The organism is Actinocrinis puniceicyclus, from assembly GCF_018283645.1.
Taxonomy (GTDB): domain Bacteria; phylum Actinomycetota; class Actinomycetes; order Streptomycetales; family Catenulisporaceae; genus Actinocrinis; species Actinocrinis puniceicyclus.
On record NZ_JAGSXH010000003.1, the window covers coordinates 77,475 to 102,030 of the forward strand.

Consider the following 24,556-nt stretch of genomic DNA (forward strand, 5'->3'; position numbering starts at 1 on the left):
CTGTGGACGTTTCGGCCGTGCGTCCAGGCGAAGTCGATCACCGGATTCGCCCCTTGAGGCATTCCCCAACACTGCCTAAGCCCTAACCTGAGCGAGTGCCGGGTGCTCGGGAGAAGAGGCGAAGGGACGCCGAAGGCCGCGCCGGGCTCATCGCCCGGATCAGGGCCCGCGCGCGGCCCCTGATCGCACGGACGATCGGGACGGCCGTCTACCGCGCATTCATCCGCTACCGCGTCCAGCGCGGCAGCCGGCTGGCCGCGGCGATCACCTACTCCGCGTTCCTCTCCCTCTTCCCGCTGCTCGCGGTCGCCGCGGCGATCGCCGCCGCGGTCCTCGGCGAATCGGGCACCGCGAAACTGCGCGCGCGGATCGAGCACAACCTGCCCGGCATCGTCGAGAAACTGCCGCTCGACGCCGTGGTGAGCCACGCCGCCACGATCGGCGTGGTCAGCAGCCTGTTGCTGGTGTGGACCGGGCTGAGCTGGGTGAACGCGGCCCGCGGCTGCCTGCGTACGATCTGGCGGGTGGAGGACATGCCCGGCGCGTTCGTCACCCGCAAGCTCGCGGACCTGGCGTCGCTGGTCGGCCTCGGCGCGATCGCCACGGTCTCGCTCAGCGCCGCGACGGCGTCGTTCGCGCTCGGCGGGGTGGTCCTGCGGGCACTCGGCTTCGCGGACACGCCCCCGGCGCGCGTCCTGCTCTGGCTGCTCGGCGTGGCCGTCGGCCTGGCGGCCTCGACCGCCATGTTCGCCTACCTGCTGGCCGGCATCCCGCGGCTGCACATCCCGCGCGGCGTGCTGCTGCGCACCGCGCTGGTCGCAGCGATCCTGTTCGAGGTGACGAAGAGCCTGCTGGCGGCCTACATCGGCCGGGTCGCCGGCAGGTCCCTCTACGGTGCGTTCGGCGTGCCCGTGGCGCTGCTGCTGTGGTTGGACCTCACCTTCCAGGCCCTGCTGTTCCTGTCCGCCTGGACCGCGACCCGCACGCTCGACCTGCTCGACCGGCCCGGTCAGTGACCTCCGGCCCGACACCAGGATGTGGCACCGTGGACGGCATGCCGATCGAGGTGCGCGAGTACGGCATCGACTGGCCGCGCCGTTTCGACGTGGAGCGGGTCGAACTGGAGCGGCTACTGGCGCCCTGGCTGAGCGGGGGCGTGCACCACATCGGTTCGACGGCGGTGCCCGGCCTGTCGGCCAAGCCGATCATCGACATGATGGCAGGTGTCAGGGACCTGACTCAGGCGCGCGCCGCGGTCCCGCTGCTGGAGGAGCACGGCTACCGCCACGCGCCGCATCGCGCCACCGCGCTCTGGTTCCACAAGCCCGAGTCGGACCAACTGCGGGAGCGCACGCACCACCTGCACCTGACGGAACCGGGCAGCGATCTCTGGCGCGAACGGCTGACCTTCCGCGACGCACTGCGCGCGGATCCCGCGCTGCGCGACGAGTACCAGCGACTCAAGCTGCGGCTCGCCGACGCGCACGGCGAGGACGTGAAGGCGTACACAGCGGACAAGCGGGCGTTCGTCTCGCGGGTCCTCGCCGCGCACGGCGTCACCCTCGGCTCGGGCCGCTCAGGCAGCTGAGGCTACTGCAGGACCGGCGCCAGTTCGCGCTCGGCACGCGAGCCCGGATCCGTGGCCAGCAGCGCGTGTGCGTATGCGACGGCCGCGGCGCCGTCCACTTGGCCCAGGTCCACGATCAGCCCCGCCACCTGCGTCGCGAGGTCGAAGCCGGTCTCCTGCGCCTCCTCAACACGGCCGAGGCCGCGCCGCACCGCCTCCTCGATCGGGCCGCGCAGTTCGGCGATGTCGGCGGTCAGCAGGCCCTGGACCGAGAGGTAGCGCTCGAAGTAGAAACGGTCGGCCAGGCCGAGCAGCGCGGTGAGCGCCGCGATGCGCTCGGCGGTGGTGCCGCGCTCCTGCGCCATGTCCAGGCTGTCGGACACCGCCTGGGCGAGCAGCGCGAAGGTGTTGTCGACGCTGAACAGGCGGTCGATCGACTCCTCCTTCCACGCGACGGCGTCCGGATCGGCCGCCGCCTGCGCCACCGCCGCGTATCCGGTCGGCGAGCCCCAGGCCACCAGAGCGGACAGCGCCAGATAGCGGTCGTACGGCTCCGCCGTCTCGTCGGCGAGCAGCGCCGCGGCCTCGGGTTCGCGTTCGACCCAGGCGCCGTCGAGGGCGTCGGCGATCGCGTCGTCCGGGCCGCACGGCTCGCCCGCGGAGTCGGTGTAGAACAGCCGCCGAGCGGCCTCGCCCGGAACGTAGGACTGTTCCGGCTCGCTCGTGCTCATCAGCGCATTCTCCTCGCGCGGGTCAGCGGACCGTCGTGATGTAGTCCTTGGGGATCGTACCCTTGATCAGCCATTCGCCGTCCCGCCTGGTGTTCGACAGGGCCGTGATCCGGGTGGACAGCTGGCTGGCTGCCCTCTTGCCCAGACCCTGGTCCGCGGCGACCTGTTTGGTCAGCGCATTGATCTGATCCTTGGTCAGCTCGCCCGGCGGCACGTGGACGTGCGTCCCGGCGGTACGGTCGATCTCGCCGCGGATGGAGGACTGGATGTCCGCCGGATTGAGTACCTTGACTCCGGAGACCTTGCCGGAGGCGATGTCGTCCTGCAGCCGGTTGTAGTCCACGTGGATCTCGTGCGCGCCGTAGATCTTCCCCGTGCCGTCCTCCGGCGCGAACGAGGTGAACGGGCTGTTGCCCTTGGCCACCTTGTCTCGGTTGCCCTCGACGTGCTGCAGGATGCTGGTGGTTCCGTTCGGGTTCGCCGGCTCCAGGTTGCCGTCGGCGTTCAAGTGGCTCTTGCGCACCCCGCGCGCCATCTCGGCGTCGAAGTCGTCGTCCTGCCGCTTGAGGTAAGCGGTCTTGTTCCCGCCGCCGGTGCCCGGGTCGAGCATCGACTTGAGCCGCGAGCGCAGGGCTTCCTGTTCGGTGGCCCGCTGCGCGTCGGAGACGCCGGTGCGGATGGCGTTGTGCTCCATCTTGTCCGCGATGGATTGCAGGTCGCCGGCGTTCTTCGCGTCGGCGCGCACGGTTCTCTCGATGACCCCGGTGAGCCGTCCGCCGGTGTCCTTGTAGAGCCCCTCGACCGCTTTGCCGGCATCTGTGCCCAGGCTCTTGGCGACTCTGGTCGCGGCATGTTCCAGTGCGGCGACAATGGCGTTGCTCATGCTGCTCAACTCCCCGCGCTCCCGGATCGCGCGCCTGTCGCGATCGAGCCTGCGGGCACCCTATCAGCGCTCTTCCGAATAGTGCGCCGCCCGGGCGAAATTGAGCCGCCGGATGCGGGTTAGCCTGGGAGTATGAAGCTCTCGCGCCGTGCCTCCTGGTTCCTGATCGTGTTCGCCGTGTGGTCGTGGTTCATCTGGGTGACCTTGGTCAAGAACATCTGGCAGGATCCCCGATCTTGGTCGCACGGCGCCACCGGCTTCCTCCTGGTCCACGTCGTCCTCGCCGGCGTCTCGCTCGTGCTCGGGTCGGCGATCGGCCGGCTGGGCTGGCGCGGGCTGCGTGCGACGCGAGGGGGAACCGAGGGCGTGCGGGCCGCGGCCGGCCGGTCACCCGAACCCTCCCAGGTGACCGGCCGCAGGTGACCAGCCGGGCATTGGGCACATTCACGGCGGCAGCGGACGGGGGTGCGATGTGATTCGCGACAACAGGGGTGTGCGGGCGCTGAGGCTTCGGCGATACTCACTTCCAGAGGCAGCAACCCCAGCGGGTGCCGACCCACCGATCTCCGAATACGCGAGGTAGCCCATGCCGTCCGACCGAGCGTCCGCCCAGACCCCAGCCGGTGAGCCCGAGTCACTGAGCGAGTCGGGCTTGCCGATCCGGCCCGTATACCGCCCGGCCGACCTCGACGGCTGGGATCCGCGGGTACAACTCGGCGAACCCGGCGGCTACCCCTATACCCGCGGCGTTTATCCGACGATGTACACCGGTCGGCCCTGGACCATGCGGCAGTACGCGGGCTTCGGCACGGCCGCCGAGTCGAACAAGCGCTACCAGCAGCTGATCGCGGCCGGGTCCACCGGCCTGTCCGTGGCCTTTGATCTGCCCACCCAGATGGGCTACGACTCGGACGAGCCGATCGCGCACGGCGAGGTCGGCAAGGTCGGCGTCGCGATCGACTCGATCGAGGACATGCGCACCCTGTTCGGCGGCATTCCGCTGGACAAGGTCTCCACGTCGATGACCATCAACGCCCCCGCGGCCATCCTGCTGCTGCTCTACCAACTGGTCGGCGAGGAACAGGGGGTCGCGCCCGCCGCGCTGACCGGCACGATCCAGAACGACATCCTCAAGGAGTACATCGCCCGGGGGACATACATCTATCCGCCCGCGCCTTCGCTGCGGCTGGTCTCCGACGTGTTCGCGTACTGCAACCGCGAGATCCCGAGATGGAACACGATCTCGATCTCCGGCTACCACATGGCTGAGGCCGGGGCGACGCCCGCGCAGGAGATCGCCTTCACCCTCGCCGACGCGGTCGCGTACGTGCGCGCCGCGGTCGAGTCCGGTCTCGACGTGGACAAGTTCGCCCCGCGGCTGTCCTTCTTCTTCGTCGCCCGCACCACGCTGCTGGAGGAGGTCGCGAAGTTCCGCGCGGCGCGCCGGATCTGGTCGCGGGTGATGCGTGAGGAGTTCGGGGCCAAGGATCCGAAGTCGCAGATGCTGCGCTTCCACACGCAGACCGCCGGCGTTCAGCTGACCGCGCAGCAGCCCGAGGTGAACATGGTCCGGGTCGCGCTCCAGGCGCTCGGCGCCGTGCTCGGCGGCACGCAGTCGCTGCACACGAACTCCTTCGACGAGGCCATCGCGCTGCCCACGGAGAAGGCCGCGCGCCTGGCGTTGCGCACTCAGCAGGTGATCGCGTACGAGACCGACGTGACCAAAACGGTCGACCCGTTCGCCGGCTCTTACGTGGTGGAGAAGCTGACCGACGACCTGGAGGCCGAAATCGGCACGCTGATGCGGCGCGTCGAGGAGCTCGGCGGCGCGGTCGCGGCGATCGAGCACGGCTTCCAGAAGGCGGAGATCGAGCGCTCCGCCTATCGCTTCGCGCAGGAGATCGACGGCGGCCGGCGGGTCGTCGTCGGCGTCAACCGCTTCGCCTTGGACTCCGAGGAGCCCTACGAGCCGCTGCAAGTGGACCCGACGATCGAGCTCCAGCAGGCCGACCGGCTGGCGAAACTGCGCGCGGACCGCTCACAGCACGACGTGGACCGGGCGCTGGACGAGGTCAAGCGGGCGGCTTCGAGCACTGACAACGTCTTGTATCCGATGCGTGAGGCTCTGCGGATGCGTGCTACGGTCGGTGAGGTTTCACATGCGCTGCGTAACGTGTGGGGTACGTATGTGCCGAGAGATGCGTTCTAGAGTGTTCTAGAGTCCCGCGCCGGCGGGCGAGGGCCGCGGTGTTCTCGCTCGCGCCGACGGCTCCGCGAGGCCTGCCTGGATTCGTAGTCATGAAGTGCCGGAAGGCATAGCCCGTAAGTGTCATCTTGGTCAACTTCAAGTTCCCATCTGGCGGAACCACTGTGATTCGCTGGATGAGACGGACTACCGTGGGGGAATGAGTCTAAGCCTCCCGCTGGGAACCACGGACCGAGCCGCTGACGACGCAGCGTCGTCGCGGCTCTCCGCGTTCCTGGGACAGCGGGAGCCCGAGCTGATCGCCTTCCGGCGCGACATACACGCGCACCCGGAGCTGGGCCGCCGCGAGCAGCGCACCACCGCCCGGATCGTCGAACGGCTCGAAGCCGCCGGCCTCACGCCGCGGATCCTGCCGATCGGCAGCGGCGTCATCTGCGACATCGACCCGGCGGGCCGGGCCGTGGCCGGCCGGCCCGGCCCGGCGCACCCGCGTGGGCGGCTGGCGCTGCGCGCGGACATAGACGCGCTGCCGATCCAGGAGGCCGGGGAGCTTTCCTTCCGCTCCGTCGTAGAAGGCGTTTCGCACGCCTGCGGCCACGATGTGCACACCACCGCCGTGCTCGGCGCGGGACTGTTCCTCGCCGAGGAGGCTCGGGCCGGCCGGCTGCCGCGCCCGGTGCGGCTGCTGTTCCAACCCGCCGAGGAACTGCTGCCCGGCGGCGCGGTGGACATGGTGGAGGCGGGGGCGCTGGACGGAGTCGGCGCGGTCATCGGCGTGCACTGCGACCCGAAGGTCGACGCAGGCAAGATCGGGCTGCGCCCCGGCCCGCTGACCGCCGCCTGCGACACGCTCACGCTGCGGCTGAGCGGTCCGGGAGGGCACACCGCCCGGCCGCACCTGACCGTGGACCTGGTCTTCGCGCTGGCCGCCCTCGTCACCCAGCTGCCTGCGGCGCTCTCGCGGCGCATGGACCCGCGCGCCGGGGTCTCGCTGGTCTGGGGCGCGATCACGGCGGGCAACGCGTCGAACGCGATTCCGCAGTTCGGCGAGGTGCGCGGCACCCTGCGCGCGATGGACCAGCGGGCGTGGAACCAGGCGCCGGACGTCATCCTGGAACTGGTCGACTCCATAGCGGCCACGTACGGCGCCAAGACCGAGCTCGAGTACGTGCGCGGCGTGCCGCCGGTCGTCAACGACGAGCACGTGGTGGAACTGATGCGCGAGGCAGCGCACCGTGTCCTCGCGGTGCCCGGAGGCGCGGGTGCCGACGGGATCGTCCCGGTGGAGCAGTCCATGGGCGGCGAGGACTTCTCCTGGTACCTCCAGAAGGTGCCCGGCGCGATGGCGCGGCTCGGCGTGCGCACCCGTGGTGACGCGACCCCGCGCGACCTGCACCAGCCGACCTTCCACGTGGACGAGGCCGCAATCGGGGTCGGTGTGCGTTTCTTCACCGAGGTGGCGCTCGCCGCCGACCGCGCCGCCGTGTGAGTCTCCGGGTTCGCCCGTTTACAGTCACCAGGAGTGCCGTGCCCTTGGCGTTGGGCGATGCTGACGGCATGGCCGCGACTGCCGGATCACGGTTTCATCTCGGGTTCCAACCGGACCCGTTGCGTTCCGCGCAGCGGGAAAGAACTTGCCGGGAAGGCCGTCCGCCGCGATCTATTCTCGCTTGATCGGCCGCACAACGCCGCAGTTCTTTCTCTCAGGAGGTTTCGGTGAAGCAGACCAGGTTCGTGGCGGCGCTCGCGGTGGTCGGTCTGGCCGCCGCCGCCTGCGGGTCAAAGCCGGTGACTACCACGTCCGGCGCGAGTGCCGCCGCGAGCGGCGGTGCGAGTGCCGGCAACTTCACCGCCTGTATGGTCACCGACACCGGCGGCATCGACGACCACTCGTTCAACAGCGCCGCCTGGGCCGGCATGCAGAAGGCCCAGTCGGACGGCAAGGCCACAGTCTCCTTCGTGCAGTCCGCCACGGAGAACCAGTACACCTCGAACATCTCCTCGCTGCTGAGCAAGGGCTGCAAGCTGATCGTCACCGTCGGCGGCCTCATGGCCGACGCGACCACGGCCTCCGCCAAGGTGCACACCAGCCAGGACTACACGATCGTGGACTCCGGCTCGGTGCCGCCGAACGTCAAGGGCCTGCAGTTCAACACCGCGCAGGGCGCGTTCCTCGGCGGCTACCTGGCGGCCGGGTACAGCAAGTCCGGGAAGGTCGCAACCTTCGGCGGGTTGAACATCGCCCCGGTCACCGTCTACATGGACGGCTTCTGGGAGGGCGTGCAGTACTACAACAGCAAGCACGCGACCCACGTGCAGGTGCTCGGCTGGAACGAGACCACCCGGCAGGGCTCCTTCGCCCAGTCCTTCACCGACCAGAACGTGGGCAAGCAGCTGGCCGCGGGCTTCCTGAGCCAGGGCGCCGACATCGTCTTCCCGGTCGCCGGCGGCACCGGCCTCGGCGCGCTGGCCGAGGCGCAGCAGTCCAACGGCGCGATGAACGCGATCTGGGTGGACACCGACGGCTTCACCGCCGCCCCGCAGTACGCCAACGTGCTGATCACCTCGGTGCTCAAGGGCATCTCCGACGCGGTCACCAAGTCCGTCGAGGACGCCGCGTCCGGCAACTTCAACGCGACCGCGTACGTCGGCACGCTGGCCAACGGCGGCACCGGTCTGGCGCCCTACCACAACTTCGAGGGCAAGATCCCGGCCTCGCTGACCTCCGAGCTGACGCAGGTCAAGCAGGGCATCATCAGCGGCTCCATCACCATCAAGTCCAAGGCCCAGCCGACCGGCTGAGCCGAGCGCACGGCGAGCGGCACGGGGCGCGTCCGGCCGGCGGCGACGGCCGTCGGCGGGCGCGCCCGCGGCATGCCCACGGCGCGCACACGTCGCGGGCCGCGGGAATAAGGTGTCCATACCGCTACGTACAGAAGGGCCCGAGGGTGCGCCTGGAACTGCGCGCGATCACCAAGCGCTTCGGCTCGCTGGTCGCAAACGACCGGATCGACCTGGTCGTCGAGCCGGGTGAGATCCACTGCCTGCTCGGCGAGAACGGTGCCGGCAAGTCCACGCTGATGAACGTGCTCTACGGGCTCTACCACCCGGACGAGGGCGAGATCCTGGTGGACGGCGAGGTCAAGCGGCTCCAGGGCCCGCGCGACGCGATCGCGGCCGGGATCGGCATGGTGCACCAGCACTTCATGCTGGTGCCCGTGTTCACCGTCGCCGAGAACGTCGTGCTCGGCGACGAGACCGTGACCGCGGGATTCGGCGGCCCGCTCGGCTGGCTCGATCGGCGCAAGGCCCGCAGAGAGGTGCGCGAGGTCTCCGAGCGCTACGGCCTGCCGCTGGACCCGGACGCCCGGATCGAGGACCTGCCGGTGGGCCTGCAGCAGCGGGTCGAGATCGTCAAGGCCCTGGTGCGTGACGCGCAGGTGCTGATCCTGGATGAGCCCACCGCGGTGCTCACCCCGCAGGAGATCGAAGAGCTGTTCACGGTCATGAACACGCTGCGGGAGGCGGGCAAGTCAATCGTCTTCATCACCCACAAGCTCAAGGAGGTCCTGGCGATCGCCGACCGGATCACCGTGATCCGCCGCGGACGCGTCGTGGGTACGGCCACCGCGCAGATGAGCGAGCAGGAACTGGCCTCCATGATGGTCGGGCGCGCGGTACAGCTGGTGGTGGAGAAGGGCCCGGGCACGCCGGGAGACAACGCCTTCGAGGTCAGCGACCTGACGGTGCTCGACCAGCACGGCAACCGCGCCGTGGACGGCATCTCCTTCGCGGTGCGCGGGGGCGAGATCCTGTGCATCGCCGGCGTGGACGGCAACGGTCAGTCCGAGCTGGCCCAGGCGATCCTCGGCCTGATCCCGGTGCAGGCCGGCTCGATCACGCTGGACGGGCGGCAACTGGTCGGCGGCGGCCCGCGGCGCACCCTGGACGCCGGCGTCGGCTTCGTGCCGGAGGACCGTTCCCGCGACGGGCTGGTGGCCGGCTTCACCGTGGCCGAGAACCTGGTGCTCGACCTCTACAAGTCCAAGCCCTTCGCCGGGGCGTTCTCGCTGGACCTGACCGCGATCGGAAAGAACGCGGAGGCGCGCATCGCCGAGTTCGACATCCGGCCCACGGACCCGGATCTGCCCGCGGGCACGCTGTCCGGCGGCAACCAGCAGAAGGTGGTCGTCGCCCGCGAGATGTCACGGCCGCTGCGGTTGCTGGTGGCCTCGCAGCCGACCCGCGGCGTGGACGTCGGCGCGCAGGAGTTCATCCACAAGCGGATCGTGGCCGAGCGCGACCAGGGCCGGCCGGTGGTCATCGTCTCCACCGAGCTCGACGAGGTGCTGGCGCTGGCCGACAAGATCGCGGTCATGTACCGGGGCAAGATCGTCGGCGTGGTGCCCCCGGACACCTCGCGGGAGCAGATCGGTCTGCTGATGGCGGGCATCACGGACAGCGCGGCGGCCGCGCAGCGGAGCGCGGCGCCGGCGGGCGGGACGGCGGGCGGGACGGCGGCGGACCACGTCGAGCCGGGCGAGGGGGCCGACGACGGCGCGGCCGGCCCGGACCGGAAGCGGGAGGGGACGGGCTCGTGACCACACAGAGCACTGAGCAGGAAACACCGGCCCCGGAGCCCTTCGGCGGTCTCGGACAGGCCGCCCGCAACGTGTTCAACGCCGAGAACTCGCTGCTGGTCACCTTCCTCGCGGTCGTGCTCGCGCTGGTCGCCGGGGCGATCTTGATGGTGGTCTCGGACACCGAGACGCTGAACAGGGCCGGGTACTTCTTCTCCGCGCCCGGCGACTTCTTCTCCGCCGCCTGGCACGACGTCTCCTCCGGGTACACCGCGCTGTTCAAGGGCGCGATCTTCGACCCGGCCACGGTCAACGGCACCCCGACGCAGTTCTTCGGCCCGATCACCAACACCCTGCTGATGGCCACCCCGCTGATCTTCGGCGGCCTGGCCGTCTCGCTGGCCTTCCGCGGCGGCCTGTTCAACATCGGCGGCCAGGGCCAGCTGATCGCGGGCGCGATCTTCGCCGCGTACGTCAGCTTCGCCTGGCATCTGCCGCCGGGACTGCACGTGCTGGTCGCCGTGCTCGCCGGCGCGTTCGGCGGGATGCTCTACGGCGCGCTGGTCGGCTGGCTCAAGGCCTGGCGCGGCGCGCACGAGGTGATCGTCACGATCATGCTCAACTACGTGGCCTTCTACTTCCTCGGCTACCTGCTCAACGCCAACGGCTTCCACAATCCGGACAAGCTCGGCCAGGCGGTCTCCAAGCCGGCCGACGCCGACGCCCGGCTGCCGCGGCTGTTCGGCGACTCGGTCAACACGGACGTCGGGCTGGTGATCGCCGTGGCCGCGACGATCGCCACCGCCTGGCTGCTGCACCGCTCCAAGCTCGGTTTCGAGGTGCGCGCGCTCGGGATCAACCCGCGCGCGGCGCGCATCGCCGGCATCAACGTCGGTCGCACCCAGGTGCTCGCGATGGCGCTCTCTGGCCTGCTGTTCGGTCTCGTCGGCGTCACCCAGACGCTGGGCACCACGAACCCGAACAACAACTCGCTGAGCCCCAACATCGACGCCGGCCTGGGCTTCGACGCGATCACCGTCGCGCTGCTGGGACGAAACCGGCCCTGGGGCATCGTCGCGGCCGCGCTGCTGTTCGGCGCCTTCAACGCCGGGGCCTCGGTGATGCAGGCCAGCGCGGGCCTGCCGGTCGACATCGTGAACGTCGTGAAGGCGATCATCGTGATCTTCGTCGCGGCTCCGCAGATCGTTCGGGAAATCTTCCGGTTGCGCACCCAGCGTGCGCCGCTGGCCACGGGAGGCAAAGCGTGACCGCCACCGCCGCCGAACTCACCGCCCCCGCCGCGCGGGGCCTGGACCGCGCGCGGCTGATCCCCGGCCTCGCGCAGGCCGCCGTCGGCGCATACGCGCTGTGGGCCTTCGGCCTCGGCGCGCGCACCGCGAGCGGCGCGAAGGCCGCCGTCGGCATGGCGCTCAACCCGAACGCCCCGGGGGCGCTGGGCATGCAGACCTTCCCGGCCGCGCCGGTCGCGATCGCGCTCAGCCTGGTCTGCGTCGTCTGCGGTGTGGCGCGCGCTTTCGCTCCGCTCGGCCCGGCCGCGCGCCGCGGGCTGACCGTCGGTTACGTCGTCTCGTTCGTGCTCGCGTTCCTGGTGTGGGCCTCGGCCGGCACCAGCACGCTCGGCGGCGTCAGCCTGCCGGGCGTGCTCAACAACACGCTGATCGTGTCGGTACCGCTGATCCTGGGCGCGCTGTGCGGGATCATCTGCGAGCGTTCCGGCGTGGTGAACGTCGCCATCGAGGGACAGTTCCTGTTCGGCGCCTTCTCCTCGGCGATGGCCGCGACGATGTCGGGCTCGGTGTGGATCGGCCTGGTGGTGGGCGCGTTGTCCGGGGCGCTGCTCGGCTCGCTGCTCGCGGTGCTGGCGAACCGCTACCACATCGAACAGGTCGTGCTCGGCGTGGTGCTGAACCTGTTCGCGCTCGGCCTGACCAACTTCCTCTACGACAAGCTGCTCTCGCCGAAGGCCGCGGAGTTCAACCAGCCGCCGGTGTTCCAGGCGATCCGCATCCCCGGGCTGGCGGACATCCCGGTGATCGGCCCGGTGCTCTTCGACCAGAACATCCTGTTCTACCTGACCTTCCTCATCATCGCGGTGCTCCAGGTGGGCCTGTTCCGCACCCGCTGGGGCCTGCGCACCCGCGCCGTCGGCGAGCACCCGAGGGCCGCGGACACCGTCGGCATCAAGGTGCTGGGTACGCGGTACCGCAACGTCGTCATGGCCGGGCTCATCTCCGGGCTCGGCGGGGTGTGGCTGACGATCGGTCAGGTCGGCTCGTTCACCACGAACATGTCCGCGGGCAAGGGCTTCATCGCGCTGGCCGCGCTGATCGTCGGGCGCTGGTCGCCGGTCGGCGCGCTCGGCGCGGCCCTGCTGTTCGGTTTCGCCGGCGGCCTGAACAACGCGCTCGCCCCGCTCGGTACGCCGCTGCCCGGCCAAGTGCTGTCCATGGCGCCTTATCTGGCGACCGTCTTCGTCGTCGCGTCGCTCGGAGGCATCGTGCGTGCGCCCGCAGCCGAGAACCAGCCGTACGTCAAGGACTGAACGGCGGCCTGAGATGACGAGTCCTGAGATGACGAGCGCTGAGTCGACCAGCCCTGAGATCGACTGGCCCGCGTTGCGCGACGCGGCGCGGGCGGCGATGGCCAGAGCCTACGCGCCGTATTCGCACTACCCGGTCGGCGCGGCGGCCGTTGTCGACGACGGCCGGATCGTCACCGGGTGCAATGTCGAGAACGCCTCGTACGGCGTGACCCTGTGCGCCGAGTGCGGCCTCGTCAGCGCGCTCCACCTGAGCGGTGGCGGCCGTCTGGTCGCCTTCGCGTGCGTGGACGGTCGCGGCGGAACGCTGATGCCGTGCGGACGCTGCCGCCAGCTGCTCTACGAGCACGGCGGCCCGGATCTGCTCGTGGACACGCCCGAGGGCGTGCTGACGATGGCCGGCATCCTGCCGCAGGCATTCGGTCCGCACCAGCTGGCGCCGCCGCGCCCCGGACAGGAAACCCCATGAGCGTCATCGATGTGATCCGGGCCAAGCGCGACGGCGGGCGGCTGACGGACGAGCAGATCGACTGGGTCATTCGGGCCTACACCGCCGGGGTCGTGGCGGACGAGCAGATGTCCGCGCTCGCGATGGCGATCCTGCTCAACGGAATGGACCGGCGCGAGATCAACCGCTGGACCGACGCGATGATCGGCACCGGCATCCGGATGGACTTCTCCGGGCTGCGGCGCCCCACCGCGGACAAGCACTCCACCGGCGGCGTCGGCGACAAGATCACGTTGCCGCTCGCCCCGCTGGTGGCCGCCTGCGGTGCGGCGGTCCCGCAGCTGTCCGGGCGCGGCCTCGGGCACACCGGCGGCACGCTCGACAAGCTGGAGTCGATCCCCGGGTGGCGCGCCCGGCTTTCCCCCGACGAGATGTTGCGCGTGTTGCGCGAGGTGGGCGCGGTGATCTGCGCGGCCGGGGACGAGCTGGCCCCGGCGGACCGCAAGCTGTACGCGCTGCGGGACGTCACCGGCACCGTCGAGTCGATCCCGCTGATCGCCTCCTCGATCATGTCGAAGAAGATCGCCGAAGGCACCGGTGCGCTGGTGCTGGACGTGAAGGTCGGCTCCGGGGCGTTCATGAAGGACCGCGCGCAGGCCCGGCAGCTGGCCTCGACGATGGTCGCCCTCGGCACCGACCACGGCGTGCGGACTGTCGCGCTGCTGACCGACATGCAGGTGCCGCTCGGCCTGACCGCGGGCAACGCGCTGGAGGTGCGCGAGGCGGTCGAGGTGCTGGCCGGCGCGGGTCCGTCCGACGTGGTCGAGCTGACCATCGCCCTGGCCCGCGAGATGCTGGCCGCCGCCGGGATCGACGGGGTCGACCCGGCCGCCAAGCTGGCCGACGGCAGCGCCATGGACGTGTGGCGGCGGATGATCCGCGCGCAGGGGGGCGACCCGGACGCCGAGCTGCCGCGGGCGAGGGAGCGGCACGTGCTGGCCGCGCCCGCCTCCGGGACGCTGACCCGGCTCGACGCCCTCGCGGTCGGGATCGCGGCCTGGCGGCTGGGAGCGGGCCGCACCCGCAAGGAGGATGCGGTGCAGCCGGGCGCGGGCGTCGAACTGCATGCCAAGCCGGGTGACACCGTCACCGCCGGGGCGCCGCTGCTCACCCTGCACACGGACACGCCGGAGCGTTTCGAGGCCGCGCTCGACGACCTGGCCGGCGCTGTCACTATCGGCACTGGCACCGTCGGCACGGACGGCTCCGCGGAGGGTGGCGAGGAATTCACGCGCCGTGCGCTCATCCTCGAGCGCGTTAGCGCGTAGGGTACTGCGGGTGACTGAAACGACATCGCTCACAGCGGACGAGATCAAGCAGGCGCCCAAGGTGGCCCTGCACGACCACCTCGACGGCGGCCTGCGACCGCAGACCGTCATCGAACTGGCTGATGCCTGCGGCTACACCGGCCTGCCGAGCCGCGACGCCGCGAAGCTCGGCGCCTGGTTCCGCGATGCCGCCGACTCCGGCTCGCTCCCGCGTTACCTGGAGACCTTCGACCACACCATCGCGGTCATGCAGACCGCCGACGCGCTGCGCCGAGTCGCGGCTGAAACGGTCGAGGATCTGGCCGCGGACGGCGTCGTCTACGCCGAGACGCGGTTCGCGCCGGAGCAGCATTTGCGCGCCGCGCTGACGTTGGACGAGGTCGTCGAGGCGGTCAACGCCGGCTGCCGCGAGGGCGAGGAGCGCGCGGCCGCCTCCGGGCACTTCATCAAGGTCGGCACGCTGGTCACCGCGATGCGCCAGAACATCGAGCCCGGCCACAGCCTGCGGATCGCGCAGCTGGCCGTGCGGCACCGCGACAGCGGCGTCGCGGGCTTCGACATCGCCGGCCCTGAGCTCGGCTTCGGCCCGGATCTTCACGCCGACGCGTTCAAGTACCTGCGCGAGCAGTTCTTCCGGTTCACCATCCACGCCGGCGAGGCGGACGGACCGTCGTCGATCGCCCAGGCGCTGCTCAACGGCGCGGACCGGCTCGGCCACGGCGTGCGGATCATCGAGGACATCGCGCTCAGCGACGACGACGCCAGGCTCGGCCGTATCGCCGCCTACGTGCGCGACAAGCGCATCGCGCTGGAGGTGTGCCCATCCTCGAACCTGCAGACCGGGATCGCCGCCAAACTCGAGGAGCACCCGATCCAGAAGCTCTACGAACTGGACTTCAACGTCACCGTCAACTGCGACAACCGGCTGATGAGCGGTACCTCGATGTTCCGCGAGTTCTCGCTGCTGGCCGAGAGCTTCGGCTGGGACCTGGCCGACCTGGAGCTGGTCGCGCTCAACGCGATCGACGCCGCGTTCCTCGCGCACGACGTGCGCGACGCGATCGCGGACCAGATCATCAACGGCTACTCGAACCTGCGCGGCGACGAAGACGAGGACTGACCGCCCGTTCTTGCGTGCGCCCCGCCGGGGTGCGGTGTCCGCTCTCATGCCCCGCGAGCTGGAGGTGCTGGGACCGGACGCCGCACCCCGGCGTGTTGCCGGCGGCGCCGTCGCCCGGGCCCGGGCTACTGCCCGCTGTTCGTCGCCGCCGGGACGGAAAAGTCCCCGGTGACCGGCATGGGGATGTACTGGCCCGTCGTGTCGCTGCACCCGAGCCAGGTCATGCTCGAATCGCCCACTTGGAGGCCGACCGAGAGGGTCTGGTCGTAGTACTGCATGGTGCACACGAACTGCGCTTTCGCGTGCGCGGTGAGCGGCAGGTTCAGCTTGTACGCGTAGCGCAGGCCATCGGCCTGGATACTCGCGGTCAGTGTCGCCGGCAACGCCGAGACGAAGCCCTTGGCCGCCGCGGTCTTGCTCGGGCCGTTGAGCAAGGCGTCGAGCACGTCCTGTTCGGTCGTGTCCGCCTTCGCGGGAAGGTAGAGCGGGGTGAGCCGGTCGTTGAGGTAGAAGAAGACCGGGAACTGGCCGCTGGAGCCGAAGGCCTGGCTCGGCTGCACCGCGGCGCCCACGGCGGCCGGAGCCTGGCCCAGGACGGTGATCCCGGTGGGCTGGATACCGCAGGCCGCGGCGGTGGGCAGCATGAGCGCGGCCAGCAGCGCGCCGAGCGCGACGGCGCTTCGGCGCTTCGCCCGCACGTCCGCGGTCACACGCTCACCCCCTGCGGCCTTTCGTACGATCCCGATCCCGATCCCGATCCCGAGTCCGTGCTCGTCGGAGTCTGCTCGACCGCGTCGGGGTCGGCTTCCGCGCCCTGGGCCGCCTTCGGGAACCTGAGCGTGAAGACGGCTCCGCCCTCCGGGCGGTTGCGGGCGGAAAGCTCGCCGCCGTGCATCCTGGCGTTCTCGAACGCGATCGACAGGCCCAGGCCGCTGCCCTCCGAACGGCCGCGCGCCTTGTCCGCCTTGTAGAAGCGGTCGAAGATGTGCGGCAGCGCGTCCGCGGGGATGCCCGGTCCCGAGTCCGCGACCTGCACGATCACGACGGGCCCGGTGTCGAGCACGCTCAGCGCCACCGGCTCCCCGCCGTGCTTGAGCGCGTTGCCGACGAGGTTGGCTATCACCACGTCCATCCGGCGCGCATCGATCCGGGTGGCCAGCAGCGAAGGCGCGTCCACCATCACCTTCGCGGTCCAGCCGCGGGTGGCCAGCGTCGCCTCGATCAGTTCCGGCAGGTTGATGTCCTCGATCCGCATCGCCGCCGTGCCCGCGTCGAAGCGGGAGATCTCCATCAGGTCCTCGACGAGCCGGGCCAGCCGCTTGGTCTCGTTGGCGATCAGGTGCGCGGCGGAGACCGTGGTCGGGTCGGCGTCCTCGACGTCCTCGAGCACCTCGGTCACGGCGGTCATCGCGGTCAGCGGGGTGCGCAGCTCGTGCGAGACGTCGGCGACGAAGCGGCGGGAGGCCGCGTCCATCGCGCGCAGTTCGGCTATCGAGCGGGCCAGCGCCTCCGCGGTCTCGTTGAAGGTGTGCGAGACGTCCGCGATCTCGTCGGTGCCCTTGACCTCCAGCCGCACGTCCAGATCGCCCTGGCCGAGCATCCGCGCGGCGTGGCCGAGGCGGCGGATCGGCACCAGCACGTTGCGGGTCGCCGCGAAGGCCACCGCGAACGCGCCGACCAGCGCCAGGCCGCCGGAGACCATGCCGATGGTCATCAGCTCGGTCAGGATCGCCTGCTCCGACTCCAGCGAGGTGAACAGGTAGACCTCGGGTCCGTTCGGGCTGATCCGTGTCCCGGTCAGCACGTACGGCGTGCCATATATGATCCGCCGCTCCTGTACTACCTGGGTCTGCGCGGCGTCCTGGAAGGACTTGGGGATGTCCTGGTTGCCGAACCGCAGGTCGCTGGGGGCGGTGCCGCGCGGAGTGATCAGAACGATCACGCCGCCGCCGTTCTTCGCCATCGTGTCGGCGATCGAGGTGTCGGTCTGGCCCGAGGTGGACAGCTGAAGCTGTTGGCCGTTCTGCTGCACGTCCGTGAGCAGCTGGGCTTTGGCGTTGCTGCCGGCCCGGGAGACCAGGGCGTCGCGGATCAGGAAATAGGAGGCGCCGGTGATGATTCCCGCGGTGATGACCGCCACGGCGAGGAAGCCCGCGAACAGGCGGGCACGCATCCCGGTCAGCCGCAGCCGGCGCCGGCGCACACCAGCGTGCCGGCGGTGCGCTTCGCGCACCCGTTCTCCCGTCGGGTCGCCCTCGTGGCGCAGCCCCACCATGCTCCGGCTCAGGTCGCTCTTCCGGCTCACCGGGCCGTCACCTCGGCGGATCCAGGCGGTAGCCGATACCGCGCACGGTCCGTATCAGCTGCGGCTCGGACGGCACCAGCTCCACCTTCGCGCGCAGACGCTGGACGCAGGCGTCCACAAGGCGCGAGTCACCCAGATAGTCGTGGTCCCACACCAGGCGCAGCAGCTGCTGGCGGGAGAGTGCCTGGCCGGGCCGGCGGGAAAGCTCGACCAGCAGTTTGAGCTCGGTGGGGGTGAGCGAGATCGGCTCGCCCGCCCGGGTCACCGTCATCGCCGCGCGGTCGACCACCAGGTCGCCGAACACGGCCGTGTCCCCGGCGTCAGGGCCGCCGTTGCCGTGCCGGCGCAGCACCGCCCGGATCCGGGCGTCGAGCACCCGGGGCTGGACGGGCTTGACCACGTAATCGTCCGCGCCGGATTCCAGCCCCACCACCACGTCGATGTCGTCGCTGCGCGCGGTGAGCAGGATGATCGGCACCTGGTCGGTGCGCCGGATGCGGCGGCAGATCTCGAAACCGTCGATGCCGGGCAGCATGACGTCGAGCACCACCAGTTCGGGGCGCTGGCTCTGCCACATCTCCAGGGCCTCCTCGCCGGTGGCCGCGGTCGCGACCTGGTGGCCCTGTCGGGTCAGCGCGATCTCGATGGCCATCCGGATGGACGGGTCGTCTTCGACGAGAAGGAGGCTCGGCACCTACCCATTCTTACCTACTTCACACGCACATGGTCGATACCACCGGCGGCTTTAGCAGTACTTCACACAATCGCGCAGTTGCCATGGTGAATGTGTGTTCGACTCGTGACGCCGGCGTGTGCCGCCGTGACTCTGTGTGGTGTCCGGGCTCTCGGTGCGGTCGGCTGGTGCGTACGGCCCCTGAGCGCCTGTGGCAAAGCTGTGACGCGAGGCGAACGCGACGATGAAATGCGGGGGCCAGGCTAATCACCATGAGCTTCCAGACTCTGGCAACCCTTCCGGCCCCCGCTTGGAAGGATGACGCGGATTCTTCCGCGCCCGGTTCCAGCCGCAGGGCCGCCGCCTCGGCGAACGCGCCCGCGGACTTCGCGGCTTATGTCGCGCAGCGGCGTTCCTCCCTGCTGCGTACGGCCCACCAGGTGGCGGGCGACCGAACTGAGGCGGAGGACCTGCTTCAGGAAGGCCTGCTCAAGACCTACCAGGCATGGCACCGGATCGAGGACAAGGCGGTCGTGGGCTCGTACCTGCGCCGCACGATGACCAACCATCAGATCTCCCAGTGGCGCAAGCGCCGGGTGGAGGAGTACCCGACCGACGAGTTGCCCGAACACGGCTACGACGGTGAGTCCATGGCGCAGGTCGAGATGCGCGTCGCGGTGGCGCGAGCGCTGATGCGGCTGTCCGCGCGGGACCGCGAGGCGCTCTCGCTGAGGTACTACGGCTCGTATACGGACACTGAGATTGCCGAGCGTATGGGCGTGTCGGTCGGCACGGTCAAGTCGGCGTTGTGGCGCGCGCTGCGCAAGCTGCGCGACGACCCGGCGCTGCGGCCGCTGGCCGGGTACGTTTCGCAGAGCAGCGAGTGGCTTACGGAGTCGCAGGCCGCGTAGGGCGCGGCACCGTGCGTAACCAGGGTTTGGTCACGAAGGCCCCGTTCGAGCGCTGATCCGGCGCGAGAAGGGCGCCGGCGGGCACGCGGACGGCGTTCTGCCCTTCAATCACGCTCGGTAATGTGGAAGTCTTGCGCCGAAAGACAATGCTGTCTCGAAAGACAATGCTGTCCAACGACAAGCGGACCGACACAGGAGCATCGCACCGCCATGCCTGAGACGTTGAAGAAGCTGCGCGAACCGGCGGCTCTTGCCGCCGTGCTGTTCGCGGGGCTGGCCCTGCTGGTCGCAGTGATCAATCTGCTGGCGCCGCCGTCCTCGAACGGTTTCTCCGAGCCCTTCGCCAACCGCGCGCACGACCAGGTGGGCTCGTTCCTGGACGTGGTGGTGGCGGCCGCGGCGGCGTTCGCCGTGTACCTGGCGCAGCACGTGGCGCCGGCGCTGGCGAAGGCGCGGCTGGTCACCATGGTCGCGCTCGCCGAGATGGGCGTCGCGCTGCTGTTCGGGGTCGTGACGGTGCTGGCGCAGTTCGGTGCGGACGGTGTCGGCGGGGAGGGCAAGTTCCTGACGTTCCTGCTGGCGCTCGGCCAGGGTGCGGTGGTCGCGGTCGCGGCGCTGTTCGTGTGGCAGACCTGGCAGATCCTCAACCCGCAGGCGCCGCGGCCGACGGTCGCGAGGCCCGGACAGTTCGGCGGCGGCTGGACCGGTGGCCCCGGCGGTCCCGGGCAGCAGCAGTACACGCAGCCCGCCCCGCCGCCCGGCGGATTCGGCTGGGCTCCCCAGCAGGGCGGGCAGCCGCAGCCGGGCCAGTCCGGTCCGACGGCTTTCGGCCAGCAGGCCCAGGGCGGCCCGGCCGCCGCGCAGACCGGTTCCGACCGCACCCAGTTACTGCCGCCGGTCCAGGGCCAGCAGAACCCGGCCTCGCCGGCCTTCCCGCAGCCGCCGATGCCGCCGCAGCCCGGTGCCGGGGTCTCCGGGACCGGGGCGCACGCTCCGCAGCCGCCTGCGCTGCCGATGCAGGATTACGCGGCCCAGCCGAGCCCGTGGTCGCCGGCCGGCACGGGCATCGCGCCGCCGGCGGCGCCGGCTCAGGGGCAGCAGATCCCCTCGGCCCGCGCCGAGGAGCCGGAGCAGCGCCCGGGGCCGTTCCAGATCGGCGACTGGCACGCCGAGTAAGCGCGAATCGCGCCTGCGCGGCAGCCGGCGGGGTCGGATCAGCATTCGACCTGTTCGTCGGCCTGGATGGGAACGCCGAGCGGTCAAACGCCGACCGGGTGCCAGACCGTCTTGGTCTCCAGGAAGGAGACGATCCGGTCAAGCCCCGGGTCGGCGGTCCAGTCCGGTTCCGGCTCGGGCCGGCGCACCCGCTTGAGGTTCTGCGCCGCCGCCCGTTCCAGTTCGGCGGCCAACCCCGGGTCCTCGACGCCCGCGAGGTCCAGGGCGTTCACATCCAGGTGCGCGGCCAGCGGCGGGGCGAGTTCGGCGATCCGTCCGGTCAGGATGTTGACCACGCCGCCGGGCAGGTCCGAGGTGGCCAGCACCTCGGCGAGCGTGATCGCGGGCAGCGCCGCCGCCCCCGGGGCCGCCACGACCGCGGTGTTCCCGGAGACGATGACGGGTGCGAGCACCGAGACCAGGCCGAACAGCGAGGGCCGTTCGGGCGCGAACACCGCGACCACTCCGGTCGGCTCGGGGGAGGAGACGTTCCAGTAGGGCCCGGCGACCGGATTCACCGTGCCGCGCACCTGACTGATCTTGTCCGCCCAACCCGCGTACCAGACCCAGCGGTCGATCGCGGCCTCGGCCTGCGCGAGTGCCGATGCCTGTGTCACGCCCTCGACCGCCGCGATCTCGGCGGCGAACTGGTCCCGGCGCCCTTCGAGCATCTCGGCGATGCGGTACAGGATCTGTCCGCGGTTGTACGCCGTCGCCCCGGACCAGCCGCCGAACGCGGAGCGGGCCGCCTTCACCGCGTCGCGCGCGTCCTTGCGGGAGGCTAATGCCGCGTTCGCGAGGAACGCGCCCTGCGCGGAGGTCACCTCGTAGCTCCGTCCGCTCTCAGACCGCGGGAAGGCCCCGCCGAGGTAGAGCTTGTAGGTCTTGCGCACTGCCAGACGTGGGCGCGGCGGGGTGCCGTCCTCTTCCGGCGGCGAGGTCGACGGCGGCGTCTCGGCGACGGCGGCACTCGTTTCAGCGCGCCTGGCCTCCTGCGCGGATACGGTCGCCGGGCGCGTGTCATGCTCCGCCGCGATCTTCTCCGCCGGCGGCTTCGCAGCGCTCTGTTTCGCAGCAGTCCGTTTCGCGGCGCTCTGTTTCGCAGCGCTTTGTTTCGACGCGCTCTTCCTCGCGGCGGCCTGCTTCGCCGCGGGCGCGGTCTTTCCGCGGGCCTTGTCAGACATCGAGGTACGCCTCCAGGCCGTGTGCGCCGCCCTCGCGGCCGTAACCGGATTCCCGGTAGCCGCCGAACGGCGACGAGGGATCGAACTTGTTGAAGGTGTTCGCCCACACCACCCCTGCCCGCAGCCGCTTGGCCACGGCCAGCATCCGCGAACCCTTCTCCGTCCACACCCCGGCCGACAGACCGTAGGGAGTGTTGTTGGCCTTCGCCACGGCCTCCTCGGGGGTACGGAAGGTGAGCACCGACAGCACGGGGCCGAAGATCTCCTCGCGGGCGATCCGGTGCGTGGCCGAGACGTTCGTGAACACGGTCGGAGCGAACCAGTACCCGGTGCCCGGCAGCTCACAGGGCGCCGACCACCGTTCGGCGCCCTCCGCCTCGCCCGCCGCCACCAGTTCGGTGATCTTCGCCAGCTGGGCCGCCGAGTTGATCGCGCCCACGTCGGTGTTCTTGTCCAGGGGATCGCCGACCCGCAGCGTCCGCATCCGCCGGCGCAACGCCTCCAGCAGTTCCGCCTCGATCGACTCCTGCACCAGCAGCCGCGAACCGGCGCAGCAGACCTGGCCCTGGTTGAAGAAGATCGAGTCGATCACGCCCTCGACCGCCTGGTCTAGCGGGGCGTCGTCGAACACGATGTTCGCGGCCTTGCCGCCCAGCTCCAGCGTCACCTTCTTGCGGCTGCCGGCCACCGCGCGCGCGATGCCGCGGCCCACCTGCGTCGAGCCGGTGAACGCGACCTTGTCCGCGCCCGGGTGCGCGACCAGCGCCGCTCCGGTCTCGCCCGCACCGGTCACGATGTTGACCACCCCGGGCGGCAGGTCCGCCTGGTTGCACAGTTCCGCGAAGGCCAGCGCGGTCAGCGGCGTGGTCTCGGCCGGCTTGAGCACCACGGTGTTGCCGCAGGCCAGGGCCGGGGCGATCTTCCACGCCAGCATCAGCAGCGGGAAGTTCCACGGGATGACCTGCGCCGCGACGCCGAGTGGCCGCGGATCGGGCCCGTAGCCGGCGTGGGAGAGCTTGTCCGCCCAGCCCGCGTAGTGGAAGAAGTGCGCCGCGACCAGCGGCAGGTCCACGTCCCTGGTCTCCCGGATCGGCTTTCCGTTGTCGATCGACTCCAGCACGGCCAGTTCGCGCGAACGCTCCTGGATCAGGCGGGCGATGCGGAAGAGGTACTTGGCCCGCTCGGAGCCGGGCATGCGGGACCAGACCTGCTCGTACGCGGCGCGCGCCGCGGCCACGGCGCGGTCCACGTCCGCGGCCGAGGCGACGCCGAACTCGGCGAGCACCTCCTCGGTCGCCGGGTTCACCGTCTTGAGCGCGCCGCCGGTCGCCGGTACGAACCGGCCGCCGATGAACAGGTCATAGCTCGGGCTTATCCTGACGATCGCGCGCGACTCGGGTGCGGGGGCGTATTCGAACACGTCGGCCGTGCCCGGTGCGCTGCGGGCGACCGCCGAGCCGGGGTCTGTCCCGCCGTCCTGCCGCGCCCGCGCCGAATGCCCGGGTTTCCGTTGTGCCATCGCAGTCAGTCCACCGTCACGTAGTCGGGACCGGAGTAGTAGCCGGCCGCCTGCTTCTGACGCTGCATCAGCAGGTCGTTGAGCAGCGAGGAGGCGCCGAACCTGAACCAGTCCGGGTCGAGCCAGTCCGGTCCGCAGGTCTCGTTGACCACGACCAGGTACTTGATCGCGTCCTTGGCGGTTCGGATCCCGCCGGCCGGCTTCATGCCGACCATGCGGCCGCCGGCGGCGCGGAAATCACGCACGGCCTCCAACATGACCAGCGAGACCGGCAGCGTCGCGGCGGGCGAGACCTTGCCGGTGGAGGTCTTGATGAAGTCGGCCCCGGCCAGCATCGCCAGCCACGAGGCGCGGCGCACGTTGTCGTAGGTGACCAGCTCGCCGGTCTCCAGGATCACCTTCAGGTGCGCGCCGCCGCACGCCGCCTTCACCGCCGCGATCTGCTCGAAGACCGCGCCGTAACGCCCGGCGAGGAAGGCGCCGCGGTCGATGACCATGTCGATCTCGTCAGCTCCGGCCGCCACCGCGAACCGGGTCTCGGCGAGCTTCACCTCCAGCGGGCTGCGCCCGGAGGGGAAGGCGGTGGCCACCGAGGCGACCTTGACCCCGCTGCCGCGCAGTTCCCGCTTGGCGACCTCGACGAGGTCCGGATAAACGCACACCGCGGCCACCGCGGGACAGCTGGGATCGGACGGGTCGGGTCTCCGGGCCTTGGCCGCCAGCGAACGCACCTTTCCCGCGGTATCCGCGCCCTCCAGCGTGGTCAGGTCGATCATCCGGATCGCCAGCTCCAGCGCACGGCTCTTCGCCGTGGTTTTGATCGACCGAGTGCCCAGGCGGGCGACCCGGGCCTCCGCGCCGACCTTGTCCACGCCCGGCAACCCGTGCAGGAAACCGCGTAGCGCGGTCTCGCTCCCGGTGGCCGCCGACAGGTCGAGCCGGTCGGGCACCGGCCGGTCGGGCACCGGGAGCGCCGCTGCCAGGTCGCGCGCCGGCGCGCCCTCTTCGCTCACGGCGGTTTCTCCCGCCGCGGCGCGGTCGCGCCCGGGCGGTCCGCCCGGTGCGCTGCCCGGCTCCGGGGCCGGTTCGGTGTGCGGCGCCCGCGCCGCTTCGGTGGTGCTGCTCACGCTGTCCACAGTAAACGGCGGCGCGGTCCGGTGCGGGAATCCGGACGTAGCTTGTGGAAAACTCGAGAGCCGGTGGCCACCGCGATCGGAACCGGGTCGTTATCGGGCTGTGACACCCGTCGCGTGTCGGTGGCAAGTGGCGGGCGCAGCGGCTGCTTCGACCGCGCGAGCATCGCCCGGCACACCTGACGTGGACCCG

At 70.7% G+C, this 24,556-nt stretch carries 22 protein-coding genes; 14 read left to right on the plus strand and 8 right to left on the minus strand.

Annotated features, from left to right (window positions below; translation table 11 throughout):
- The first annotated feature begins 95 nt into the window (after nt 1-95).
- Both KGA66_RS01705 and KGA66_RS01710 read left to right on the plus strand, forming a co-directional pair.
- The gene (locus KGA66_RS01705) at nt 96-1,016 is read left to right on the plus strand and encodes a YihY/virulence factor BrkB family protein (RefSeq protein ID WP_211463708.1); all 921 of its coding nucleotides are present in this window, start codon (nt 96-98) and stop codon (nt 1,014-1,016) included.
- 38 nt (nt 1,017-1,054) lie between these two features.
- Nucleotides 1,055-1,588 carry a GrpB family protein gene (locus KGA66_RS01710; RefSeq protein ID WP_246506879.1) on the plus strand — a complete coding sequence of 178 codons (534 nt, stop codon included), beginning with the start codon at nt 1,055-1,057 and terminating at the stop codon, nt 1,586-1,588.
- A 2-nt stretch (nt 1,589-1,590) separates the two neighbouring features.
- Here the strand turns inward: KGA66_RS01710 and KGA66_RS01715 are convergent, their stop codons facing one another.
- Nucleotides 1,591-2,298 carry a hypothetical protein gene (locus KGA66_RS01715; protein WP_211463712.1) on the minus strand — a complete coding sequence of 236 codons (708 nt, stop codon included), beginning with the start codon at nt 2,296-2,298 and terminating at the stop codon, nt 1,591-1,593.
- A 22-nt stretch (nt 2,299-2,320) separates the two neighbouring features.
- Nucleotides 2,321-3,181 (minus strand): hypothetical protein, encoded by an 861-nt coding sequence (locus KGA66_RS01720; RefSeq protein WP_211463714.1) that lies wholly within the window; start codon nt 3,179-3,181, stop codon nt 2,321-2,323.
- A 132-nt stretch (nt 3,182-3,313) separates the two neighbouring features.
- On the opposite strand from KGA66_RS01720, the gene KGA66_RS01725 reads away from it, so the two are divergent.
- From KGA66_RS01725 to KGA66_RS01770, 10 genes are all read left to right on the plus strand, one after another.
- Nucleotides 3,314-3,604 carry an SCO4848 family membrane protein gene (locus KGA66_RS01725; protein WP_211463716.1) on the plus strand — a complete coding sequence of 97 codons (291 nt, stop codon included), beginning with the start codon at nt 3,314-3,316 and terminating at the stop codon, nt 3,602-3,604.
- A 163-nt stretch (nt 3,605-3,767) separates the two neighbouring features.
- Entirely contained in the window at nt 3,768-5,390 is a 1,623-nt protein-coding gene (locus KGA66_RS01730; protein ID WP_211463718.1) for an acyl-CoA mutase large subunit family protein, read from the plus strand.
- A 196-nt stretch (nt 5,391-5,586) separates the two neighbouring features.
- Nucleotides 5,587-6,876, plus strand: coding sequence for an amidohydrolase (locus KGA66_RS01735; RefSeq protein WP_211463720.1), 1,290 nt, complete (start codon nt 5,587-5,589; stop codon nt 6,874-6,876).
- 227 nt (nt 6,877-7,103) lie between these two features.
- Complete coding sequence (locus tag KGA66_RS01740; RefSeq protein ID WP_211463722.1) at nt 7,104-8,189, plus strand: BMP family lipoprotein; 1,086 nt, start codon at nt 7,104-7,106, stop codon at nt 8,187-8,189.
- Nucleotides 8,190-8,335: 146 nt separating this feature from the next.
- Complete coding sequence (locus KGA66_RS01745) at nt 8,336-9,988, plus strand: ABC transporter ATP-binding protein (protein WP_211463724.1); 1,653 nt, start codon at nt 8,336-8,338, stop codon at nt 9,986-9,988.
- On the plus strand, nt 9,985-11,235 hold the full coding sequence (locus KGA66_RS01750) for an ABC transporter permease (RefSeq protein WP_211463725.1): 1,251 nt from the start codon (nt 9,985-9,987) through the stop codon (nt 11,233-11,235). Before KGA66_RS01745 ends, KGA66_RS01750 begins: the two co-directional genes overlap by 4 nt.
- Nucleotides 11,232-12,530 (plus strand): ABC transporter permease, encoded by a 1,299-nt coding sequence (locus KGA66_RS01755; RefSeq protein ID WP_211463726.1) that lies wholly within the window; start codon nt 11,232-11,234, stop codon nt 12,528-12,530. Before KGA66_RS01750 ends, KGA66_RS01755 begins: the two co-directional genes overlap by 4 nt.
- Before the next feature lie 28 nt (nt 12,531-12,558).
- On the plus strand, nt 12,559-12,996 hold the full coding sequence (locus tag KGA66_RS01760; protein WP_211463727.1) for a cytidine deaminase: 438 nt from the start codon (nt 12,559-12,561) through the stop codon (nt 12,994-12,996).
- Complete coding sequence (locus KGA66_RS01765) at nt 12,993-14,303, plus strand: thymidine phosphorylase (RefSeq protein ID WP_211463728.1); 1,311 nt, start codon at nt 12,993-12,995, stop codon at nt 14,301-14,303. Before KGA66_RS01760 ends, KGA66_RS01765 begins: the two co-directional genes overlap by 4 nt.
- A gap of 10 nt (nt 14,304-14,313) precedes the next feature.
- Nucleotides 14,314-15,423, plus strand: a complete 1,110-nt coding sequence (locus KGA66_RS01770) for an adenosine deaminase (protein WP_211463729.1) — start codon at nt 14,314-14,316, stop codon at nt 15,421-15,423.
- Between the two features lie 125 nt (nt 15,424-15,548).
- Here the strand turns inward: KGA66_RS01770 and KGA66_RS01775 are convergent, their stop codons facing one another.
- Genes KGA66_RS01775 through KGA66_RS31335 form a run of 3 tightly spaced genes read right to left on the minus strand, consistent with a single transcriptional unit; the run spans nt 15,549 to nt 18,422 of the window.
- Nucleotides 15,549-16,133 carry a hypothetical protein gene (locus tag KGA66_RS01775; RefSeq protein ID WP_211463730.1) on the minus strand — a complete coding sequence of 195 codons (585 nt, stop codon included), beginning with the start codon at nt 16,131-16,133 and terminating at the stop codon, nt 15,549-15,551.
- Nucleotides 16,130-17,728, minus strand: a complete 1,599-nt coding sequence (locus KGA66_RS31330) for an ATP-binding protein (RefSeq protein ID WP_211463732.1) — start codon at nt 17,726-17,728, stop codon at nt 16,130-16,132. The genes KGA66_RS01775 and KGA66_RS31330 overlap by 4 nt, the downstream gene beginning before the upstream one ends.
- Before the next feature lie 7 nt (nt 17,729-17,735).
- Nucleotides 17,736-18,422, minus strand: coding sequence for a response regulator transcription factor (locus tag KGA66_RS31335; RefSeq protein WP_211463733.1), 687 nt, complete (start codon nt 18,420-18,422; stop codon nt 17,736-17,738).
- A 251-nt stretch (nt 18,423-18,673) separates the two neighbouring features.
- On the opposite strand from KGA66_RS31335, the gene KGA66_RS01790 reads away from it, so the two are divergent.
- Together KGA66_RS01790 and KGA66_RS01795 are read left to right on the plus strand one after the other, a co-directional pair.
- Nucleotides 18,674-19,312: a SigE family RNA polymerase sigma factor gene (locus tag KGA66_RS01790; RefSeq protein ID WP_211463735.1), complete on the plus strand. Its 639-nt coding sequence runs from the start codon at nt 18,674-18,676 to the stop codon at nt 19,310-19,312.
- Between the two features lie 210 nt (nt 19,313-19,522).
- Nucleotides 19,523-20,488 (plus strand): hypothetical protein, encoded by a 966-nt coding sequence (locus tag KGA66_RS01795; protein WP_211463737.1) that lies wholly within the window; start codon nt 19,523-19,525, stop codon nt 20,486-20,488.
- Between the two features lie 83 nt (nt 20,489-20,571).
- Here the strand turns inward: KGA66_RS01795 and KGA66_RS01800 are convergent, their stop codons facing one another.
- The 3 genes from KGA66_RS01800 to deoC form a co-directional block, all read right to left on the minus strand.
- Nucleotides 20,572-21,426, minus strand: a complete 855-nt coding sequence (locus KGA66_RS01800; RefSeq protein WP_369015786.1) for an aldehyde dehydrogenase family protein — start codon at nt 21,424-21,426, stop codon at nt 20,572-20,574.
- Nucleotides 21,427-21,703: 277 nt separating this feature from the next.
- The gene (locus KGA66_RS01805) at nt 21,704-23,131 is read right to left on the minus strand and encodes an aldehyde dehydrogenase family protein (protein ID WP_369015787.1); all 1,428 of its coding nucleotides are present in this window, start codon (nt 23,129-23,131) and stop codon (nt 21,704-21,706) included.
- A gap of 104 nt (nt 23,132-23,235) precedes the next feature.
- Entirely contained in the window at nt 23,236-24,180 is a 945-nt protein-coding gene (deoC, locus tag KGA66_RS01810) for a deoxyribose-phosphate aldolase (RefSeq protein WP_369015788.1), read from the minus strand.
- Between the last annotated feature and the right edge of the window lie 376 nt (nt 24,181-24,556).

Bases quoted from the DNA above. Each gene is read 5' to 3' on its own strand.
- KGA66_RS01710 (WP_246506879.1), top strand. From the start codon at position 1,055: ATGCCGATCGAGGTGCGCGAGTACGGCATCGACTGGCCGCGCCGTTTC.
- KGA66_RS01715 (WP_211463712.1), bottom strand. From the start codon at position 2,298: ATGAGCACGAGCGAGCCGGAACAGTCCTACGTTCCGGGCGAGGCCGCT.
- KGA66_RS01720 (WP_211463714.1), bottom strand. From the start codon at position 3,181: ATGAGCAACGCCATTGTCGCCGCACTGGAACATGCCGCGACCAGAGTC.
- KGA66_RS01725 (WP_211463716.1), top strand. From the start codon at position 3,314: ATGAAGCTCTCGCGCCGTGCCTCCTGGTTCCTGATCGTGTTCGCCGTG.
- KGA66_RS01730 (WP_211463718.1), top strand. From the start codon at position 3,768: ATGCCGTCCGACCGAGCGTCCGCCCAGACCCCAGCCGGTGAGCCCGAG.
- KGA66_RS01735 (WP_211463720.1), top strand. From the start codon at position 5,587: ATGAGTCTAAGCCTCCCGCTGGGAACCACGGACCGAGCCGCTGACGAC.
- KGA66_RS01760 (WP_211463727.1), top strand. From the start codon at position 12,559: ATGACGAGCGCTGAGTCGACCAGCCCTGAGATCGACTGGCCCGCGTTG.
- KGA66_RS01765 (WP_211463728.1), top strand. From the start codon at position 12,993: ATGAGCGTCATCGATGTGATCCGGGCCAAGCGCGACGGCGGGCGGCTG.
- KGA66_RS01790 (WP_211463735.1), top strand. From the start codon at position 18,674: ATGAGCTTCCAGACTCTGGCAACCCTTCCGGCCCCCGCTTGGAAGGAT.
- KGA66_RS01795 (WP_211463737.1), top strand. From the start codon at position 19,523: ATGCCTGAGACGTTGAAGAAGCTGCGCGAACCGGCGGCTCTTGCCGCC.